This window comes from Bacteroides bouchesdurhonensis (assembly GCF_900155865.1).
Taxonomy (GTDB): Bacteria; Bacteroidota; Bacteroidia; order Bacteroidales; family Bacteroidaceae; genus Bacteroides; species Bacteroides bouchesdurhonensis.
Genome location: NZ_LT707006.1, coordinates 4,447,779 through 4,464,669, shown reverse-complemented (window position 1 = coordinate 4,464,669; position 16,891 = coordinate 4,447,779). Strand labels below are relative to the sequence as shown.

Genomic DNA, 16,891 nt, shown 5'->3' with positions numbered 1-16,891 from the left:
CTTCGGAAAAACACAAATAAGCGCAGACTGATGCGAAAATAAAATCGGCATCCATCTGCGCTTAGTTCATTATTTAGCTTCCATTATAGCCTCGATGCTATACCGGATCCGTGCTAGAAACTATTATTTCTTCTTTTCTTCAGTTTTTACTTCCGGCTTCTCTTCATTTTTGCTATCCGGATTCAGAATGCCCTTTACCGTTTCTCCGATAGGCAACTTGTCGAGTACTCCAAGACTCGGTGCAACAGTTTTCACTAACGTATTCAGGAAATTGCTTGTACTTCCGTTTCCTCCGTCGAATACGGTAATATTTCCTAAGTTCATGTGCTCGAAAGCCTTCACCTGTTCGCCGGCAATTTCTTTCCATTGATCCACCATCTTGTACTGGATAGCGATAGCCGGATTTGATTCGGCAGCTCTTACCATTGCCTCGAAACCTTCCGCTTCGGCAAGTAATGATTTCTTCTTACCTTCCGCTTCCGCTTCCAACTTCAGTTGGATGGCTTTAGCTTCCGCTTCCGCCTGTGCCAAAGTCGCTTTAGCGCGTGCTTCCGCTTCCCGAGTGATTTTCTCAGCAATGGCATTTGCCTGTAGAATAGCCTCTTGTCTGGCAATTTCTGCCGGAACAATTTTCTCAGCCTTTAATGAAGATTCTACCTTTCTGGCTTTTGCTTCTTCTACTTCTTTCTGTGCAATTTCGCGTGCAGTTTGTACTGCTGCCTCCGATTTTGCACTAGCTTCACCGGCTTGTTTATCTGCATTAGCTTGCGTAACAGCAAGTTCTGCATTCGAAAGAGCCACTTCTTTTTGTGCATCATTTCGTCCGATAGCCGCTTTCTTGGCAGCTTCCGCCTGTTTAATCTCCATGTCGGAATTCAGTTCGGCGATGCGGCTTTCTTTTTCGGTATTTGCCTGTTCGATTCGGATATTCTTCTCCGCTTCCGCTTTTGCCACTTGCGATTCTTTCTCGGCATTGGCGATGGCTACTTGCGAGATTCTGTCTTTATCAGCATTGGCTACTGAGATTTCCTGCAACTTTTTTGTTTCGGCGATGGCGATATCCTGATCTTTGCGAGTCTCTGCAACCTTTGTTTCGCGTTCTTTTATTTGGTTGGCAATCTTGATAGCACCCAACTTTTCTTGTTCTTCAATATTGGCTTGTGCTTCGTTTTGTGCCTTGCTTTCAGCCTCTTTCCCGAGATTGACAATATAATTGGCCGCATCACGAATATCACTGATATTGATATTCATCAGATACAGACCGAACTTACGAAGTTCCGTATCGATGTTATCTTTTACCTTAGAGAGGAATTTGTCGCGGTCGGAGTTCAATTCTTCAATTGTCATGTCAGCGATAACCAAACGCATTTGACCATAAACTACATCGGTAATCAGGTTCTGTTTGTCGTCCATAGTCAGTCCCAACATACGTTCTGCAGCGTTTTGCATCACTTCTGTATCAGTACTGATGGCTACCGTGATCGTAGTAGGCACATCTACACGGATATTTTGTGCGGACAGTGCACCGGTCAATTTGCAGTCAATCTGCATCGGTTTCATCGACAGAAACTCATATCCCTGAATGATTGGCCATACGAAAGCGGCCCCACCATGGTATAACTTGGCTGATTTCTTGTCTCCTCCTGTTTTACCGTATACAACGAGAACTTCGTCACTCTTACATTTACGGTAACGTGATAGGATACCGATGAAAGTGAGTAGGATGACCGCTACTAATATAGCAGCCATAATGAGCATTTCTTGTGTCATAAATAGTGTGTTTTAATTGGTTATTTTATTGAATATATAATATTCCGTTTTTATAATTGCTGATAATAGTCTTGTCCCCTGTCTGATAGGCTTTGCCCGATTCGGAGATTACGTCTACTTCGCGCATAGCTCCGTCCCGACTGGTCTGTACAGTATATTTGTTTTCACTTTGTTTGAAATAGATGGTACATTCCCGTCCTACCAGTTGTTCTGTTTGTTCCGATCGATTGACTTGTTGCAGTTGGTATGCCTTTTTGTAGAGGAACCAGACGGCGAAGACGAAGCACAGCCCTGTTAGAATGGCGATGACATAACTTTGAATCTCCGTATTGCCGGAGAGATACATATACCATCCGAATCCAATTCCGAAATGGGTAAGTCCTTTGAAGGAGACTACACTGCTGATGTCCGCGTCCACATCTGCATCCAAGTCTCCGAAAAAGATGGATAAAACGAATTGAACCAGAAAGATACCTGTCGTGACAAGGGCGATAATGAGAAAAATAGAATGACTCATAATTGTTTGATATTTGTTAGATCATAGTTATAATTCTCCAAATATACAGTTTTGTGCGGAGTGTGCAAAGATAAACGACGTAAAGTTGTGCAAGAAATAAAGCGTACGGAATAACGTTTTAGTGAGGAAAAACAGAAGAAATAGCATCTATTCATTTTAAAAAGTATATCTTTGTGGTACTAAAGGATTTAAATTATCGATTATGGAAACAGTTGACCGTTATATCAGATTTGATTGGGCTGTAAAGCGTCTTTTGCGTCAAAAAGCCAATTTCGGAGTGCTCGAAGGTCTGCTAACCGTATTGCTGAACGAACAAGTTAAAATAGTAGAAATACTCGAAAGCGAAGGCAACCAGCTCACTGCCGATGATAAATTCAATCGGGTAGATATCAAAGCAAAGAACAGCAAAGGGGAAATTATTATTGTAGAAATTCAGAATACCCGGGAGCTATACTATCTGGAACGTATTCTCTATGGAGTAGCCAAAGCTATTACGGAGCACATCTCGTTGGGCGAACGCTACTACGAAGTGAAGAAAATATACTCCATCAGCATTCTTTATTTTGATATTGGTAAAGGGAGCGATTATCTTTATCATGGGCAAAATACCTTTTTAGGTGTACATACAGGCGATCAGCTATTGGTGAGTGCCAAAGAAAAAGACGCTCTGGTAAACAAACTTCCCGCCCAGATATTCCCCGAATACTTTCTGATTCGGGTGAATGAGTTCAATAAAGTCGCCATAACTCCACTCGAAGAATGGATTGAATATCTGAAAACCGGTCGTATACGTCCAGACACTACAGCACCCGGACTTGCAGAAGCACGCCAGAAACTTATTTACTATAACATGAAACCTGAAGAAAGGCGTGCATACGACGAACATCTAAGTGCTATCATGATACAAAATGATGTGCTGGATTCTGCCAAACTGGAAGGGAGAATGGAAGGGAGAATGGAAGGGAGAACGGAAGGGAGAATGGAAGGGAGAATAGAAGGGAGAACGGAAGGGAGAATAGAAGGGCAGAAAGAAGGGAAAATAGCAATAGCCCGGAACCTTAAAAAGATGGGGTTATCTATCGAGATGATCATTCAAGCTACCGGGCTCTCTACCGAGGAAATAAAAAACTTATAAAATCACTTAAAACAAAAGGAATCAAAGTCCGGCACAGAAAAAAGTGCTGGACTTTTTGTTATGTGCTATTTTGTTTATTGGGTCTCTGAAAGGAACACCAATAAAAAAATCCCCACCCACTCAGGACTACCTTCACAGGCAGTATCTGAGTGGAATGAGGAACACAAACAAAACAAACAATTTTGTGTAAATCTAATTTATATGGGGGAGTGATCCGTACGCTTACGGAAAGTTACACACCATTAAATATTCTAGTTACTGCTCGGGCAATCAAGCACAAGCAATGAATCTTCACACAGCGTAATGGAACATCTTTCCAAGATGCTGAGGTCGATTTCTACTTTCATTCGTCCGCAGACATCTTGCACCTTGTGTTTGAAGTCTACAAAACCTTTCACAAATTTATCGATCCGGTTGGCTGAGTGCTCATAAGCGTACCAATGTCCGTTCTCTTCAAACAGATAGGCTTGACGCGTATCTGTCGATTCCAGTTGCAGGATGTCATTTGGTTTCATAATATCTTTTGTATTTAGTGAACTATTTGGTTATTTAGGTAAATTTACCGTAATTGTTTTTCTGATCTTTCCAATTTTCACATAGAAGTTGAAAGATTCTTTTATTTTCATTAGATCTACGTAAATCCATACACTTGTTGCAGCAATTGTACTTCCTATTTGATCTTGATTATAATTGAATTCAACTCCATCCTTAGGATAGTCAGCTATTGTCCATTCTTCTGTTGTATTGTCTGTCAATATCTTCAATTTAGTGAAACATAGACCGGCACTGTTCTTTTCCAATTGAAGAGTAGATGAGTTTACACCTAAGAAATATTGATCATCTGTGGTTATATCCAGAATATCACTGTCTTTAATGGTCATAACATTAGCTTGGACCGCTTCATTGTCAGAGGGACCATTTAAAGCACTTGCACGGTCTGGGCGTCCTTCATAATTAACATTTTGCAGTGAGAATACATACCTATAGTTACGTTCCAATACACCTACTTTTTCTCCCGAGTTTTTAATCATATCCAATCGGTAATAACCTTCTATTCCGAAGTATTTACCATGTACTAATACGGAGATTTTGTTATTATCATTTTTCGTTTCTCCAATATATACAGAAGCAATCTCCAACCGGTTGGGCTCTGTTCTCTGGATATCAGGGGTTACAGTGAGATTGGTATTTCCTGTAGATATGCTTTGACCTGCTGCTACATATCCATTAGTATTGACATTGATTAATTCTATTCCTAAAAACTCGAATTCAGATTTAGGTTGTGTAGAGTTATATTGCACTTCTATTTTGACTAGCGAGCGAACAAGTTCTACATTAACATCATACTTTTGGTTGCGAGTAATATTATCAAAAGTCTTGGTTTCACCATACATGGGAGTATATGACAAATTGTTAGCATCCGAGAAGGTCAGTGCTTTTTTAGTGTTTCCCAGATTGCTCTTTCCTATCTCTAATGTTGCTACATCTGCATTGGCTACAAGAGATAAACTTACAGGTTTGTCTGTTTCTTCAATGGCTACGTAAAGACTTTTACCGTTAGAATTATTGTACTTCTCCGTAATGTCTATCTTCTCTTTGAGTATTCCATCCTCAAATTCCAATACATACAAAGTATTGATCGCCTTTTCATTCGTGATTGACCGAGCGGTAGAGGGCATCTGGTTATTCGGAACGGATAAATTAAGCATGACTTGTGCTCTCTTACCCGATCCTGCGTTCCCGATATCGGGGCAATCGGTGAAAGCATCTTCTGTTACGCAGGAGCTGACTCCTGCGATAAATAACAGACTGTACAAGATGTTATATATAAGTTTCATACTTCAAAGTATTTATTTTTCTTTTTTTGAACTTTGTATTATTTTAATCGTAATAGGCTCTCCCGTTTCTCCTTGTAGAATTATTTCTCCTTCTCGGTTATTATCACTAGTATTTTTCTCTAATTGTATTATTAATTCATCATTGGGTGCTGTTCCGGATGTCGATTGACTGTAAGACTCCCATTTATTATTATTTTTAATGGTTATCCAAGTATCCTTATCCTTAGTGGATGCTGTCCATGTTCCAGTACCCTTGATGGTTATTTTTTGAGTAGAAGGAGCATAAGTAGTATACCTTCCACTCTTATATCCTGCGAATTTCAATTCCTTCTTATCAGAATCTATACTTATCTTGCCAGCTCCCTTTTGTTTTACTGTCATTGTCTCTGTGTATCCAGACTCAAATGTTACAGTGATTTCGGCAATACGCTCAGTAGTATCTGGATTCATACTTTTGGTTGTAAAGGTGATAGTTTTGCCGTAGTCGTAATAATTTGCATCTCCTGACATTGGACTTACGGAAAGCCAATCAGGCACCCCACTTATTGTCCAACTATCATTTGGGGAGTCTATGTTACCTGTAACAGAACTAGATACGCTGTTCCCCAAAGTTCGAGGATTCGTTACAGTCGGCTTTCTCTTTGTATTTTGCTTGACTCTAATCGTCTTTGTAGTATTACTATCATCAAATGTAATAATTACTGTTGCTTCACGGTTTTCATCATATTCATTATATTGAGTTGCGGTAAATCTGATGGTTGCACCTTCACTTCCGGATTTTGGTGTTATAGTAAGCCACTCTGCTTCTGTTGTAGCTTTCCAGTTATCATCGGAAATCACATCAACACTCTTTTCACTTCCTTTATAATCAAGTGTAATATCTTCATGAGATACTGAAGGCTGTTTTTTACCCTCTTGGATCACCTTAATCGTCTTTTCGGTTTGATGTTCATCATTAAATTTAATCTTAACATAAGCTGTAAGTGGCTTATAAGTTAGATTATCTTTTGTTGCTGTGAATTTGATGGGTTGCTTACTTCCGGCATTACCTTGGTCGGGTGTCATAACGAACCACTTAGCTCCCGGATCTATCACTTCCCAGCTGCTTGTAATAGAGGTCAGATAATCACTCACACTGGATCCTTTTTTGTATCCTAAAGTTATTGAACTAGGAACTGATATTGCATTCTGGACACTTGATTTTGTATCTCGGATGCAACGTACTGAACCTGCATGAGTCTTTTTAGCATATAGGTTATTTTCGTTTTCAATTAATCGATGCAAATGACGTCCATTAATCTTGCTATCAGGTTCTGTTCCATGTAAAAATAGTGCTCCTGGTCTGATGGTACCATTCTCATCAACGGTAACGGATGAGTTAGTCCAAATAATACTGTTTACAGTTAATGAATTATTTCCATCTACTAATGCGAATTTGTTTATATCTCCATCATATACTCCAGCTAGCGGTAGCCATGTGGCACCGTCAATTGATGTCGGATTTTTGTCGTCTTTATACTCATCTAATTTTGGTCTAATAGTTGAGTTCCGATAATTTACCCAAAAACCATAAGATTCTGCATCTTGTGGGGATATATAAGTACTTGTATTGGGCCAGTATATATTATTATATTTGTAATTTGTTTCTTCACTTGTTGTACTGCCATTTTTGAAAACAATAGCAGATACCGGAGGTACACGATAGCCTATCGGACATGGATCATAGATTGTCTTATTTCCGGCATCTCTGATATCACTAAATCCTTTATCTGTGCCCCACAAGAATTTATAATCATCGTCATCTGCAATTGTTCCATTAATAAGAGTTGTAGGCTTTTTGATAGACTCGGTTATTGAAATATTGCTTGCACTATTATTCCATTCATATCCTGATAAATTATCAGTATACATTCTGTTTTGACTTTGATTTTCTGAAATACTTGCAGCACCTATAAACGGGTCTTTACGTCCCCATTGATATAGTAAACCTAATGAAGCCAATCCCGGTTTATTGCTGAGTGCTCCTAAATAACGGTCTAGGAAATCATATCCATCTGTTGTACCATTAGTAGCCCATGTTTGAGTATGTTCTTCTAATTCTTCAGTTGTGATTTCTCCGTCAAGATCATTGCTGTTATCAAAATCCGGACATACCCAGATATGCCATGTCCAAATAACCTCTCCATCTTTAAATGCACCAATCAAAGCGTTACCTCCAAGTTGATTTTTATCATCCTTCAAGATATCCTGATTTTGTTTTGATAAGTCTACACTATATTGTATAATACCATTTTCATTGATAAAAGCTTTCCCGTTTTCGGTTCTTATATTGATTAGCCCCGTAGCTGTCTCCCAAATCACTTTTACTTCATCTGGCTCTAAATTGGGATTGCTGTCTTTGAATGGATGACCGTCGGCAACTAACCCTTCTTCACCATTACCTTTCACAGTAACAATCAAATCATGAAGAATGTGTTGATATTCACCATTGACAATTTTATCCGATACAACGTAACAATTAGCTGTTCCTTTTCCTTGCTGACGTACTATTATTTCTTTACGTAAATTACCGCTTGTAATTACAAAACTTCCACGACGTTGCCCGCCTGCATTTTTAGCCTTTGGAGTTACAATAACTTTTTCACCCTCTTTTTTTAAGCTAAACCAATCTCCTGATTGGTCTGTAATGTCCCAACCCTCATTGTGTGTGGTTTCTACTGCTATTTCATTATTTGAAGTATTATCTGATGCGAATACAAATCCACCTGTACTTACTTTCAATGTGTATTGTCCGCCGATTCCCTGCATCCATTCAGTTGTCCAGTCAGTGATCGTTACATCCATACCCACTACTACATGATCCAATGCCGGATCCGGTTCGTCGGTACCCGGGCGAGTCACAGTGTTGATGTTGAAGTTGTAAATATGGTTACGGATTGCGTCATAATATTCGCTTCCTTTGTTACCTTGCTTGAAGTCTACGCGATAGAACGTTTCCTTATCGCTTCCCATATAGTAACCTCCGATGACGAGACACATCGGTTCGTCCGTCTGATCTTGATCTGATTCGGGAACATATATTTGATTTTCAATGGCATAGTCACCATCTTCGCTTGTAGTTTCAAATAACAAGTTGTTTGGAGTTCCATCTTCTTTATATCTTGGAAAGTAATTTACTTCATCAGGAATTGAAGGTGTGTCGATTAAGTCCGAACCACCTTCTTTATTGGCTATCGGAGCGTGTAACGAACCTGCCAGACCACTGGTGCGCGCGTAATATACACGTACGCTTTTCAACTTGAATATCTCAGTTTTATTATCACCAGCGAGCTGTTGTTTACCACCGTTGAATGTTACATTGATTTTGGATACTGCACGATACAAATTGACAGTTCCCGTTACGGTACTTTCTTTTACTGGAGTGATATCGGTTTCTCCCCACATCGGAAGAGGGCGTTCATTTACACTCCATATATTATTAAAAGTATATACCAGTGATTTTAGTAACTGTTCTTTTGTTTGACCGGTGGTTAACTGATTTATTTTATTAACTAATTCGCTTCCGTTTTCTAAACTATTCAGATTAGTCAAAACTAAAGCAGTAATTTCATCAGTACCTATTTTCTCAATGTCAATGCTTGCAATTAATGTATTGTTTGACATGGACGGTTGGAACTTACCTAAATATTTGTTGTTTGCTTTGTTGAATGCCAGAACATAAACGTCGTTAATAACACTTTCACTCGTTGTAGGATCTTCGTCCGGACCATGAACTAAACCGCGTGTTCTTGCATTGTCTACCGGCACATTGAGGACAATCTTCAGTTGACTGCCTTTGCTGTTATCCGATGTATCGTAGATTTCAGTGTCCGTACAAGCACCAACAACAGCCTGCAAAAAAAATAACGTGACTATATAATAGATATACTTTTTCATCTTGTTTGTTTTTTAGAGGTCAAAATCATTAAGGTTTATTACCCAATCATTAATCTGAATGACAGTATTGATTAATGTGAGATTCTCATCCACAAAGAAAACCATGCCATAAGAATCTTGGCGGTCCAGATATTCTTGCAGTGGCATATCTATGAAGTTCTGTTCTTTCAGCAATCCGAGGTAACGGATGAGTGCTCCATCGGGTAGCAATTCCGTTTGATTCTCTTTGTTGTATATCTTTAGTTTGGGATTTTGAGTTTCCACTAGTCTGGCTACACTGATTTCAGCTATTGCTGCCGGGTAAGTATTGGCTGCTTCGTCTTCGTCACTGAATGCTCTGGTTGTCACTCTGTCTGTTTCTGTAACAAACGGCTGATAAGTGAGCAGGTTATCCTCCATCAGGGAGTTGTCATAATTCATTTTCCCATTGTCATCGTAGATAGCGTACGTGAACATATCATCTTTGATAGCTCTTGTTGCCGGAATTTCTTTTTCCGGGTGTTGGTTTACTTGTGCCACTACGATGCGTATATTGTTCGTGTTCTTCATTAATCCGATGGTTGTAACTTCTTCGCGGACACTATTCCCTGAAGCCGGAGTGGTGTAAAGTACGCTTTTTCCTTCGATGGCTTCACCGTGCCATAATGGAGAAAGGTTCTTCTTTACAATATATTGGTCTTCTTCACCTTCTGAGGCACGTACAGCCGGATCGCGAAGTGTCAAAACGGTGAGGTCTGTTATCTCTGATTGTTTAGTCATCACAGGAACAGCGAACGATTCGTTGTCAAGTCCTGCCCAAGTGACGAGGTGGTATTTTTGCGGATCGATGTCCACGTCCATAGCGTAACTTCCGTCAGCCAAGGGTTCTCCTTGGTCTGTCTTTTGGTAAACGAAATTACCGTCGTTATCAAAAGCATAAAGCGTGACTGATTTCACATTTTGTGCGAAAGCGTCTACTTTCTCCATGTTGTAGTCATACTTGAATTTTACTCGGTATTTGATGTCACAATCGCCATCCTCAAAATCGAGGACAGAATCACAAGATGCGATTGCACCAGCCAATACGGTGAGTAGCATCAGTTTGCTTACTTTTTTCTGTATGTTAGTGAATATCCGTTTCATGCTTTTAGGTTTTTTCTATTGAAATTCTTGTTTTGCTTTGTTTGGCAAATTCTTTAAGTGAAGAGGGGAGGGTAGTACCTTCCCCTCTTTTATAAGTTTGTCTGTGTGGGATGCAGATTAGAGATTGAATGCGTTATCGTTTACTGTCCAAGCTTCAATTCCTACTTTTAAGTTTAGCAATGTAGGATCATCAAATGTTTTGGGAAGGACAGAACCAATTCCTTTAATTGAGTTTACTTTTAAACGGTAGATGTTGTTACGTACAATCTTTGCACCTTGACCGGCTGTTTCAATTTTTGCTACATAGTAACATACGCCCTTATCGTATTTTCTTAAAGCATAGTTGTTCCAACAGTCATCAATAGAAGTGCTTTCTGTTAATCCTGCGAAATTATAACCAGCTTTTGCCATCTCTTCTACACTTGTAAAAGCTTTGTTGTCTGACGTAATGTAGAGTGTTCCTACTTTACCATTCACGCTGATTTCACCTTTATAGATAACGTTAGTATATGTTTCAATTGCATCTCCCATCAAATTCTCCATACAGTAGTTGCTTACGGCACCTTCGGTTTCAGTAGCTACAAATTTTTGGAAGATAAAACCATCGAATGCTGTTGAATTATATGGGGCAAATAAATTACGAGTTACTGTTCCGCCTGCAAGAACTGAAACTTCTTGTTGCAAACCTGCGTATGCAAAATCTGTCAATTTAACTTTTAATGTCTTGTCTGCTAAATTTTCTGCATCATCTGTTACGTTGTAGGTGTTATCTACAGGGGTGGTTTCTTCTAATTTAGAAGCTACACGGCTAACATTTACTGTCAGATCATTAGTCTCATTTGCTTTAAAATTTGCAGGCTCGGCATTACCACTAGCATTGCTCATTAAAAAATGATTAGCTTCTGCGATTCCTCCCGTATTTTCCAATGCTTTTATGTTTCCAGTGAATGAAGCTGTTTCTTTTAAAGTTTTGTAATCATTTGTTGTTGATAAAGCACTTTTTAGTGCTGAAGAAGCATTCAAAAATACCCAAACACTTGCCTCTCCCGGATTTACAGCTATTTTTTCTTTTAGCCATAGAATCGTAGTTGTTGTACTTGTTTCTGACTTAAAGTCTTCTTTAAGAACATTCAGAATATTTCTCTTACCTTCTTGCTCTATGACAATGGTAGCATCTGTGAAATTCTGTTCTGCTAGTATACCTTTATCTTCTCCTCCATTTGCGGCTTCTCTTACTCCTGTGTTTGAAGAATTTGCAAATGAAATGCCAAACTGCATAATAGCATCTTTTGTACCGTTATCGCCATTGTCGATACCTTCAACTTCATTGCTGCATGATGCCATTGCAAATGCAGCGATCCCTGCTAAAAATAAATTTCTAAGTTTCATAATTTAAATGATTTGAATGATAATTATTTGATTTTTTCTTTTTAAAATACTTTTGTTTTTTTCTTTTTTGAGAAAGAGTCATTATTAAAAATTGTAGTTGATAATAATGTGAGAGCTTGTTTCATCTGTGGGGTTCTAGTTCCAGAGAGGAACTTCGGAAGTCCTTATATATAATAAGGAAGAGAGTTGCTTCCGTGTAGGGGATTGTTTTTTCCTTTTCGATAGGCAATGTTTGTTTATTTGTTTTTTACTACTTATTTTTTATAAATTGTTTTGTTCTCAATCGTTTCAAGGAACTCGTTTGTTCCTTATCGACATTGCAAAGATATGGGAGATTTGTAGTTTTGAAGATTGGCATTTTTTTCAATTTTCAAGGTGGTTTCTGCAAACTTTTGATTTTGTTGTTTGTGGTAGGTGTTTTGTTCGTGTATTGAATAAAACTACATGCGTTATGATTAATTCGCCCTCTTTGTTTATGATTTAACACATGCGTTTCTTCTTTGATTTTTATTATTTTCTTGTTGAACCGGATGAATTCCTGGTATTCTTGTGGGAGTTGGAGGTTCTTATGCTTCTTGAATGATTTACAGTTGCTTCTCCTTGGGACTAATTTCTGGGAACTCATGTCTCTTTTTACATGGGTTATGAAGCACACTTATCCTATCAGTTCTTATATATAATGGTGAGATACAATGACTACATGAATAATCCATTTGTTATTAATAGATATTATCCATCTTTGTAATAACAAACTTCTTGTTCTTTAATACCTAACTTCTTTTCCTTTAATAGATAATTTGTTTTTGTTAGAAGTAATCTGTAAATGGAAGTTGCATTTGTATAAACAAAGATTGCGTTTATATAAATGAAACTTCTGTTTATATAAACGCAATTTCCGTTTATAGATTATAATTAATAAGAAATAACTTTACCATTAAAGAAAATAAAGTTTGTAATAGGAGGAGATGAACTAATCTATTAATACTTATGCTCATGACTTATAATAGAGTCGCAAATATGGTTATGGAAAAACTGACTCGGCAATAAATGGAAGATGGGAAGAGGATATTAAATCTGCAACGATTGTTGCATAAGTATTAATAAGAAGTTTAACGAGTGACAATAAAAATGCTTTGAACTCTTATTGTCACTCTGTTGTCACTGTCTATTGTCACTGATTTGTTGTTGATTATCAGATGTTTAATGCGGAAAAGTGACAAGTGACAATAAAAACTAGTATTTTAATAGCTTAGTTATGACAGGATGATAGGGAGTCTATAATTTCCTTATTTCTTCTATAGATACTCCTGTTGCTTTAGCTATGAGCTCGTCGGACATTCCGGCGGACTTTAAATTACGGGCAATTATTAGACGCTCTTCTTCACGTCCCTCTTTGAGCCCTTCTTCACGTCCTTCTTGACGTCCTTCTTGACGTCCCTCTTCGCGTCCTTCCTCTTTTGCAGCATCCATTACACATAGGTGTGTACGATACACATTCACACTATTTTGATAACGTTCTCTCTCTTCTTTGCTCAAAGAAGCTACATCGGCAATTTCTTCTAATTTCTCGAAGACTGCCTTGCGCGCCTTGAAAGGCATTCGTTTGAGTGTCTCCATATTTTTTAATGTATAAATCCAACGTTCAAAATCATTCTCACATTCATGCTCTTCTTTACAGAAGCGTGGTAGTGCGATGAATATTTGCCGCATCCGAGCGTGGATGAACTTTGGACATTGTCAAGTTTCTGACGAGTGTCACATTTTTCTTGGCTTAGTAATGGCACCAATAGAGGAGCCTTATAATTTCCTTATTTCTTCTAAAGATACTCCTGTTGCTTTAGCTATGAGCTCGTCGGACATTCCGGCGGACTTTAAATTACGGACAATTATTAGACGCTCTTCCTCACGTCCTTCTTTGAGCCCTTCTTGATGTCCTTCTTGATGTCCTTTTTTAAGCCCTTCTTTAAGACCTTCTTCACGTCCTTCTTGACGTCCTTCTTCACGTCCCTCTTGACGTCCTTCTTCGCGTCCTTCCTCTTTTGCAGCATCCATAACACATAGGTGTGTACGATACACATTCACGCTATTTTGATAACGTTCTCTCTCTTCTTTGCTCAAAGAAGCTACATCGGCAATTTCTTCTAATTTCTCGAAGACTGCCTTGCGCGCCTTGAAAGGCATTCGTTTGAGTGTCTCCATATTTTTTAATGTATAAATCCAACGTTCAAAATCATTCTCACATTCATGCTCTTCTTTGCAGAAGCGTGGTAGCGCGATGAATATTTGCCGCATCCTGTCGCTGAACAGTTCACCTGTTTCGCGATCGGCCAATATCACATCGGTACGTAACTTAACATTGTCATTTAGCAGAAAGTTCATAAAGAACACTCCGTATACTGCTTTTAAATTGAACTTCCACTCTGTTCCTGCTTCTCCTTGCTGTGCTATTGCGTTGGATAGATAGAATAAAGCGCGTTCTTTAAAATGCAACTGTGATTTGTTCTGCATTTCCACAATGATCTTTTCTCCCGTATCGGTACTGCAATATATGTCGTAGATAATTCCTCTTCCCTCATCATATTGCGGTAGTTGCTCGTTGTTCAGAAAAGTAAGGTCTGTAATAACGTAAGCGGTTGAACAACTCCATCTTGCGTATTTGATTTTAGTGTAGTTTGTTTACGCACTACCTTAATGGTGGTCAGATATGATTATTACTGCTCATGTTTGGTTGTCGTATCTCAGAAGTGAGATTGTCGTGGATTGTCCATGGATTTTCCGTGGACTTTCCATGGACTGTCTATGGATTTGTCTCATGCTAATGTCCACTTGTCCGGAAGCAACTCCCGGAGATTCCTGCTCGATTTGGGTTCGAGGTAATATGGCAGTTTTGTGATGACATGGTTCAACCATTCGCGCGGATTGACTCCACACTCCTTGCAGGAGCTGAGCAACGAACAGATGACAGCTGTATTTTTAGCCGCCTCCTGATTCCCACAGAACAGCATGTTTTTTCTGGTCAGAACGATAGGTCTCAGTGCGTTTTCCGCCCCGTTGTTGTCAATAAAGATTCTTCCATCATACAGATAGTGTCTCATTCTTGGCATGAGAGGATAAGTATAGGCTATGGCCTTTCCCATAAGACTGCGTTTAAGTACTTTGGGGTATGTGTTCTGAAGCCAGAGCTCAAAGGCGTCAAGCAGTGGTCCGGCCAGACGCTGCCGCAGTGCCGCACGTTCCTCATAGGAGAGTTGCCGCTCATCAGCCATATGCTCCACATTATACAGGTCTTGTATAAATTTAAGTCCCTGCATGGCATATTCCCGGTTTTCTTCCTTTCCTGACTCCAGATGCCTGCGTATGTGTGCGAGACAAGCACACAGATGCACATCCTCCTTCTCTTCAAAAATGTCATAAGCGGAGTAACCGTCACATTGAAGGTATCCCTTGAACGGCTTCAGGAGTTCGACCGCCACTTTCTGCGCACGTGAACCGTCGTCATAATGGAAGAAGAGCAGGCGCGGCATAGCCGCTCGGACCATCCAGATGTACTCCTTCGCCGCCTTGTGCCTGTCATGGTCTATAACCGGAAGCGTGGTCTCGTCAACCTGTATATAATCGGAGGAGAGTACTACCTTCTTGAGTTCCAGATAAAGCGGTTCCAGAAGTTCGCAGACGGGTTTGAACCAACCTCCCAATGTCTTTCGTGACAGCTTCACCCCCAGATGTTCCAGCTGTTTCACTTGTCGGTAGAACGGGACATGGTATTCGTATTTCTGTAAGAGGACCTCAGCGAGCATGGAAGCCCCGGGCATGCCTTTATATATGGGCATCAGTGGCATGGGAGCGGTTATAACAGTTTTCCTGCCGTTCTCAATGGCTTCCGTGTCATCCTTGAGGGCATACGTGGGACGTACCGTGTCTTTCACATAGAGATATCCCGGCTTCATCTCAAGAGTTCTGGTGTGTTCCTCGTCTATCTTGACGTATTTATCGGGATCAAGGCCTTCGGGTTCGATGACGACGGTAACCACAGGCAGGTCATCCATCACCACCCGGTTACGGCGGGATGTTTTTTCGGCGATCTGGACTTTCGGGACGGTAATCTGCGCCGCCGCCCTGTTGCGGGCTTCTTCGATTTCCGCCTCGACCTGTTCCAGATCGCCGTATTCAAAAGGGAGCATGGGGTCCCCCTTAATGGGTTTACATTTCTCACTCATCTTTCCGAACACTTTCCTTTTCAGCCATGCCAGTGAAGCGTTCAGATCAACTATCGTACTCCGGAGTTCCTCGATTGTTTGGGCTTGCGAGACAATCGTCTCATTCTGCTTGCGGTTGGTCGCCGCCATCACAGAAAGTTGCTCCTTCAAGGACTGTATCATTTGCACTAATGTGTCTTCCCTTGTCATTTCCTGATTTATTTGTGATATAAAGATAAGGAAAAAAATCGGGATAGGCAAGTTTGCAAAAGGTTTATTTTCAGTGTCTTTTAAGGCATCACCACCTCTTTCTCAGATCCCGCAGACGCCTCTGACGTTTTTTCTTGTCCTCACTTATTCCTTCGACCATCATCACCAGATCGCTCCACGTCATGGGATAGGATTTTGTGTCGGGATCATAATCAGGCAGTTTAAAAGTACCCTCTTCAAGAAGCTTCTCATACAGAACCAAGCCGCCGGTTTCCGCGTGAAGCAATTTGAGACGGTTTTTCGCACGATTCACGAACAGATAGACATCGCCGCTTCTTACATCACCACCCATCTTGTCATGGACAAGACCGCTGAGACTGAAAATCCTTTTGCGCATGTCTGTATAGCCGCCGCACAGGAAGTAGCGCATGTTATCATTTAGGCAGAACATTGGCATTGTATATTTTAGAGATAAAACTCAGGGCAGCCTTGCAACCGGACTGACCTTTAAATTTCAATTTCATCCCGTTGGGAAGTTCAAGGGAGATCTCTGAGTTATCTACAACCTTGCACGGTTGTCTCATCGGCCGGTAAGGTTCCGTAGCGGGAGGAGACATAGGGGCGGAATGGGAAGCCGGTAAAGCCTGTCGGTCCTCTATGATAATGGGACTGAAACCTACCATATCCTCCATGGGGGAACAGGCAAGCTCTTCATCTGTGATTTTGAAACGCAACTTCCATTCGTAAAACTTGGAGCGATGGAAACCCTCATTGTGAC

11 protein-coding genes and 2 pseudogenes are annotated in these 16,891 nt (G+C 40.1%); 1 reads left to right on the top strand and 12 read right to left on the bottom strand.

The genetic code is table 11. The features are described from left to right. Positions 1 to 123: 123 nt before the first annotated feature. Both CZ225_RS19570 and CZ225_RS19565 read right to left on the bottom strand, forming a co-directional pair. Positions 124 to 1,770: a flotillin family protein gene (locus tag CZ225_RS19570; RefSeq protein WP_077155130.1), complete on the bottom strand. Its 1,647-nt coding sequence runs from the start codon at positions 1,768 to 1,770 to the stop codon at positions 124 to 126. Positions 1,771 to 1,795: 25 nt separating this feature from the next. After that, on the bottom strand, positions 1,796 to 2,287 hold the full coding sequence (locus CZ225_RS19565; protein WP_077155129.1) for a hypothetical protein: 492 nt from the start codon (positions 2,285 to 2,287) through the stop codon (positions 1,796 to 1,798). A 202-nt stretch (positions 2,288 to 2,489) separates the two neighbouring features. On the opposite strand from CZ225_RS19565, the gene CZ225_RS19560 reads away from it, so the two are divergent. Next, complete coding sequence (locus CZ225_RS19560; RefSeq protein ID WP_077155128.1) at positions 2,490 to 3,422, top strand: PD-(D/E)XK nuclease family transposase; 933 nt, start codon at positions 2,490 to 2,492, stop codon at positions 3,420 to 3,422. A 251-nt stretch (positions 3,423 to 3,673) separates the two neighbouring features. Here the strand turns inward: CZ225_RS19560 and CZ225_RS19555 are convergent, their stop codons facing one another. From CZ225_RS19555 to CZ225_RS19505, 10 genes and pseudogenes are all read right to left on the bottom strand, one after another. After that, on the bottom strand, positions 3,674 to 3,937 hold the full coding sequence (locus tag CZ225_RS19555) for a hypothetical protein (RefSeq protein WP_077155127.1): 264 nt from the start codon (positions 3,935 to 3,937) through the stop codon (positions 3,674 to 3,676). A 30-nt stretch (positions 3,938 to 3,967) separates the two neighbouring features. After that, entirely contained in the window at positions 3,968 to 5,260 is a 1,293-nt protein-coding gene (locus CZ225_RS19550; RefSeq protein ID WP_077155126.1) for a hypothetical protein, read from the bottom strand. Positions 5,261 to 5,272: 12 nt separating this feature from the next. After that, entirely contained in the window at positions 5,273 to 9,196 is a 3,924-nt protein-coding gene (locus tag CZ225_RS19545; RefSeq protein WP_077155125.1) for a BACON domain-containing protein, read from the bottom strand. Positions 9,197 to 9,208: 12 nt separating this feature from the next. Beyond that, a complete protein-coding gene (locus CZ225_RS19540; protein ID WP_077155124.1) occupies positions 9,209 to 10,318 on the bottom strand; it encodes a FimB/Mfa2 family fimbrial subunit in 1,110 nt (369 codons plus the stop codon). Between the two features lie 117 nt (positions 10,319 to 10,435). Beyond that, entirely contained in the window at positions 10,436 to 11,707 is a 1,272-nt protein-coding gene (locus tag CZ225_RS19535) for an Mfa1 family fimbria major subunit (protein WP_077155123.1), read from the bottom strand. 1,275 nt (positions 11,708 to 12,982) lie between these two features. After that, a pseudogene (locus CZ225_RS19525) lies at positions 12,983 to 13,420 on the bottom strand (PD-(D/E)XK nuclease family transposase); the annotation flags it as partial. An 84-nt stretch (positions 13,421 to 13,504) separates the two neighbouring features. Further along, positions 13,505 to 14,332 (bottom strand): annotated as a pseudogene (locus CZ225_RS19520) (Rpn family recombination-promoting nuclease/putative transposase); the annotation flags it as partial. Positions 14,333 to 14,517: 185 nt separating this feature from the next. Then, positions 14,518 to 16,113: an IS66 family transposase gene (gene tnpC, locus CZ225_RS19515; RefSeq protein ID WP_077155898.1), complete on the bottom strand. Its 1,596-nt coding sequence runs from the start codon at positions 16,111 to 16,113 to the stop codon at positions 14,518 to 14,520. Between the two features lie 88 nt (positions 16,114 to 16,201). Then, positions 16,202 to 16,543 (bottom strand): IS66 family insertion sequence element accessory protein TnpB, encoded by a 342-nt coding sequence (gene tnpB / locus CZ225_RS19510; RefSeq protein WP_234982990.1) that lies wholly within the window; start codon positions 16,541 to 16,543, stop codon positions 16,202 to 16,204. A 4-nt stretch (positions 16,544 to 16,547) separates the two neighbouring features. Continuing rightward, the coding region (locus CZ225_RS19505) for a hypothetical protein (protein ID WP_077155121.1) at positions 16,548 to 16,891 on the bottom strand (344 nt) is incomplete at its 5' end.

Excerpts from the sequence above, each read along its gene's own strand:
- CZ225_RS19570 (WP_077155130.1), bottom strand. The coding sequence starts at position 1,770 with ATGACACAAGAAATGCTCATTATGGCTGCTATATTAGTAGCGGTCATC.
- CZ225_RS19565 (WP_077155129.1), bottom strand. The coding sequence starts at position 2,287 with ATGAGTCATTCTATTTTTCTCATTATCGCCCTTGTCACGACAGGTATC.
- CZ225_RS19560 (WP_077155128.1), top strand. The coding sequence starts at position 2,490 with ATGGAAACAGTTGACCGTTATATCAGATTTGATTGGGCTGTAAAGCGT.
- CZ225_RS19555 (WP_077155127.1), bottom strand. The coding sequence starts at position 3,937 with ATGAAACCAAATGACATCCTGCAACTGGAATCGACAGATACGCGTCAA.
- CZ225_RS19550 (WP_077155126.1), bottom strand. The coding sequence starts at position 5,260 with ATGAAACTTATATATAACATCTTGTACAGTCTGTTATTTATCGCAGGA.
- CZ225_RS19545 (WP_077155125.1), bottom strand. The coding sequence starts at position 9,196 with ATGAAAAAGTATATCTATTATATAGTCACGTTATTTTTTTTGCAGGCT.
- CZ225_RS19540 (WP_077155124.1), bottom strand. The coding sequence starts at position 10,318 with ATGAAACGGATATTCACTAACATACAGAAAAAAGTAAGCAAACTGATG.
- CZ225_RS19535 (WP_077155123.1), bottom strand. The coding sequence starts at position 11,707 with ATGAAACTTAGAAATTTATTTTTAGCAGGGATCGCTGCATTTGCAATG.
- tnpC (WP_077155898.1), bottom strand. The coding sequence starts at position 16,113 with ATGACAAGGGAAGACACATTAGTGCAAATGATACAGTCCTTGAAGGAG.
- tnpB (WP_234982990.1), bottom strand. The coding sequence starts at position 16,543 with ATGCGCTACTTCCTGTGCGGCGGCTATACAGACATGCGCAAAAGGATT.